The 587-nt window shown below is 72.7% G+C and carries 1 pseudogene; it reads right to left on the bottom strand.

Annotated elements, in window-relative coordinates:
* Positions 1-463 (bottom strand): annotated as a pseudogene (locus tag NS331_RS21910) (LPS-assembly protein LptD); the annotation flags it as partial.
* Between the last annotated feature and the right edge of the window lie 124 nt (positions 464-587).

The raw sequence follows: 587 nt of genomic DNA, 5'->3' as shown, positions 1-587 counted from the left end.
GCGCGCCGGTGGCGAGCAGCCGGTAGCGCACGTTGTCGAAGAAACCTTCGAAGGTCTCCAGCTTGAGCTGCAGCCGCGGCCCTTCGTAGACGTTGCCGGCCTGGTTGATGCGCACGCCGCCCTCGGCGGTGGCCAGGTCCTGCGGCTGGTCGTAGGTCAGGCGGTCGGCGCGGATGACGGTGTCCCCGCGGCGCAGGGAGGCGTCGCCCTCCACGGTGGTCTCGAGGTCGGGCCGGCCGGAGATGCGCTCGCCCTGCACGATGCTCGGGCGCAGGCTGCGCTCTTCCTGGGGAATGGTTTCGGCCAGGCGGGGACTGCGGCGCAGCACCAGCGGCGGCTCGTCGGTGAGCGGGGGGGCCGACTGGGCCCAGGCGGCCTGGCAGCCCATGAGCGCCAGCGTCAGCAGCGCACGGGGCAGCGGCGGCAGGCGTCGGTGCCCGGGGGCGCGGCTCTGGTCAGGCATGGATGCGTGTTGCAAGCGTCTCGGCAGGGGCAGCGCGCGGCAGGTGGCCGGCGCTCGCCCGGTTCGGAGAGGGCGGATTTGTAGAATGTGGATTATCCATGACCGCTCCCGCGCCCCTTTCCGG

Origin of the sequence: Pseudacidovorax intermedius (assembly GCF_001476815.1) — a bacterium.
GTDB lineage: Bacteria > Pseudomonadota > Gammaproteobacteria > Burkholderiales > Burkholderiaceae_C > Xenophilus > Xenophilus intermedius_A.
The sequence above is the reverse complement of the archived record's forward strand: the minus strand, read 5'-3'. Positions and strand labels throughout refer to the sequence as shown.